This window comes from Streptomyces sp. AV19 (assembly GCF_015999245.1).
Classification (GTDB): domain Bacteria; phylum Actinomycetota; class Actinomycetes; order Streptomycetales; family Streptomycetaceae; genus Streptomyces.
In genome coordinates this window covers 1-2761 of the sequence record NZ_JAEAMR010000064.1, presented here as the reverse complement: position 1 = coordinate 2761, position 2761 = coordinate 1, and the positions used below count along the sequence as shown (strand labels likewise).

Sequence of the window (2761 nt, the reverse complement as noted above, 5' to 3'; positions counted from 1 at the left end):
ACTGCGACCCCCGGCTCAACCCGTGGCAGGCCGTCAGCGTCGTCTCCTCCTGGAAGGCCTGACCACCCACGCCAACCGGCGCGTCCGCACCGTGACTCGGAAGCGCACCGGCCGCGCTTCGCACAACAGCCAGGAACTGGAAAGCAGGGCCATGTCCGGCATACCTCCGATAGCAACGTATCCGATGCCCACCACGGGCGATCTGCCCCCCAACACCGTCGAGTGGACGCCCGACCCCGACCGCGCGGTGCTCCTCCTCCACGACATGCAGCGGTACTTCCTCAAGCCGTTCCCGGACGGCGTCCGCGAGCCGCTGGTCCGCAACGCCGCCGCACTGCGCGACCGTTGTGCCGCGCTCGGCGTGCCGGTGGCCTACACCGCGCAGCCGGGCGGGATGACCGACGAACAGCGCGGCCTGCTCAAGGACTTCTGGGGTCCCGGCATGCGCCCGGAGCCCGCCGACCGCCTGGTGGTGGACGAGCTGGCGCCGGCCGACGGCGACTGGACGTTCACCAAGTGGCGCTACAGCGCCTTCTTCAAGTCCGACCTGCTGGAGAAGATGCGCTTCAGCGGCCGTGACCAGCTCATCGTGTGCGGTGTCTACGCCCACGTGGGCGTCCTGATGACCGCGGTCGAGGCGTACACCAACGACATCCAGCCGTTCTTCGTCGCCGACGCCACCGCGGACTTCTCCGAGGAGTACCACCGGCTGGCCCTGAGGTACGCGGCCGAGCGCTGCGCCCGGGTCGTCACCGCGAAGGAGATCTTCGCATGAGCGTCCGTCCCGCCACCGGAGAACTGCTCGACCGCGTGCTCGGCACGGCCGGCGCCCGCCCGGCCGCCTTCGCCCTGCTCCACCGTCCCGAGGCCGCCGGCCCCGGCGTCCTGGACGTCCTGGTGGGCGAGGTGTCGCACCCCGCCACGCTGGCCGACATCGAGCTGCCGGACGCCCCGGCCGCCGAGGGCGCCCACCACGAGGTCCTCACGGTCATCCCGTACCGGCAGATCGCCGAGCGCGGCTACCACTGCGCCGACGACGGGGCTCCGCTGATCGCGATGACCGTCACCGGCCAGGAGCGGGTGCCCGTCACCGAGCTCGACCGCGTCCCGCGGGTGTCCACCCGGCTGACCGGCGAGCACTTCGACCTCGACGACGACGCCTACGCGGAGATCGTCGGCCGGGTCGTCAAGGAGGTGATCGGCACCGGTGAGGGCGCCAACTTCGTGATGAAGCGTTCCTTCATCGCGGACATCACCGACTACGGGCCGGACAGCGCGCTCGCGTTCTTCCGCCGGCTGCTCCAGCGGGAGTCGGGCGCCTACTGGACGTTCGTCGTCCACACCGGCGACCGCACCTTCGTCGGCGCCTCGCCCGAGCGGCACGTCAGCCTCGACCACGGCACGGCCGTGATGAACCCCATCAGCGGCACCTACCGCTACCCCGCCTCGGGTCCCAGCCTGCCCGAGGTGATGGAGTTCCTCGCCGACCCCAAGGAGACCGACGAGCTCTACATGGTCGTGGACGAGGAACTGAAGATGATGGCCCGGATCTGCGAGTCGGGCGGCCGTGTGGTCGGTCCGTACCTCAAGGAGATGGCCCGCCTCGCCCACACCGAGTACTTCATCGAGGGCCACAGCACCCGCGACGTGCGCGAGATCCTGCGCGAGACCATGTTCGCGCCCACCGTCACCGGCAGCCCGCTGGAGAGCGCCTGCCGGATCATCGGCCAGTACGAGCCGGCCGGACGCGGCTACTACAGCGGCGTCGTGGCCCTCATCGGCCGGGACGAGGAGGGCGGCCGGGCGATGGATTCGGCCATCCTCATCCGCACCGCGGACATCGACGCCACCGGCCGGGTGAACATCGGCGTGGGCGCCACCATCGTGCGCCACTCCGACCCGGCCTCCGAGGCCGCCGAGACCCGGGCCAAGGCCGCCGGTCTCGTCGCCGCCCTGGAGTCCGGCGGCGACCAGCGCCTGGGCAACCACCCCGAGGTCAAGGCCGCCCTGGCCCGCCGCAACGAGACCATCGCCGACTTCTGGCTGCGCGACCTCGGCGGCCGCTCGGGTGTCCTGCCAGGACTCGAGGGCCGCAAGGTGCTGGTGGTGGACGCCGAGGACACCTTCACCTCGATGATCGACCACCAACTGCGGTCCCTGGGGCTGAAGGTGACGGTCCGCCGGTTCGACGAGGAGTACTCCTTCGACGGCTACGACCTGATCGTCATGGGCCCCGGCCCCGGCGACCCGCAGGAGACCGGCCAGCCCAAGATGGCCCACCTGCACGCCGCGGTGCGCACCCTGCTCGCCGAGCGCCGCCCCTTCCTGGCCGTCTGCCTCAGCCACCAGGTGCTCAGCCTCCAGCTGGGCTTCGGCCTGCGGCGCCGGGACGTTCCCAACCAGGGCGTGCAGAAGGAGATCGACCTGTTCGGCCGGACCGAGCACGTCGGCTTCTACAACACCTTCGCCGCGCGCAGCGACCGCGACGAGGCCGAGGTGGACGGCGTCGGCACGGTACGGGTCAGCCGCGACGCGGGGACCGGCGAGGTGCACGCCCTGCGCGGTCCGCACTTCGCCTCCATGCAGTTCCACGCGGAGTCGGTGCTCACCCAGGACGGACCGCGGATCGTCGGCACCGCGGTGCAGGAGGTCCTGGGCGCGCTGGAGGTCAAGGCCGTCGGATGACCCCGGCCCCGGGCCCCCCCCCCCCCCGGGCGGGGCCCCCCCCCCCCGCCCGCCCCCCCCCGGCCCCCCCCCCCCC

At 72.1% G+C, this 2761-nt stretch carries 2 protein-coding genes; both read left to right on the top strand.

Annotated features, from left to right (window positions below):
* Positions 1-151: 151 nt before the first annotated feature.
* A complete protein-coding gene (locus I5Q34_RS33180; RefSeq protein ID WP_199896216.1) occupies positions 152-775 on the top strand; it encodes an isochorismatase family protein in 624 nt (207 codons plus the stop codon).
* Complete coding sequence (locus I5Q34_RS33175; RefSeq protein WP_199896215.1) at positions 772-2685, top strand: anthranilate synthase family protein; 1914 nt, start codon at positions 772-774, stop codon at positions 2683-2685. The genes I5Q34_RS33180 and I5Q34_RS33175 overlap by 4 nt, the downstream gene beginning before the upstream one ends.
* The last annotated feature ends 76 nt before the right edge of the window (positions 2686-2761 follow it).

What these genes read in the sequence shown, in the direction of transcription:
- I5Q34_RS33180 (WP_199896216.1), top strand. Translation starts at nt 152, where the DNA reads ATGTCCGGCATACCTCCGATAGCAACGTATCCGATGCCCACCACGGGC.
- I5Q34_RS33175 (WP_199896215.1), top strand. Translation starts at nt 772, where the DNA reads ATGAGCGTCCGTCCCGCCACCGGAGAACTGCTCGACCGCGTGCTCGGC.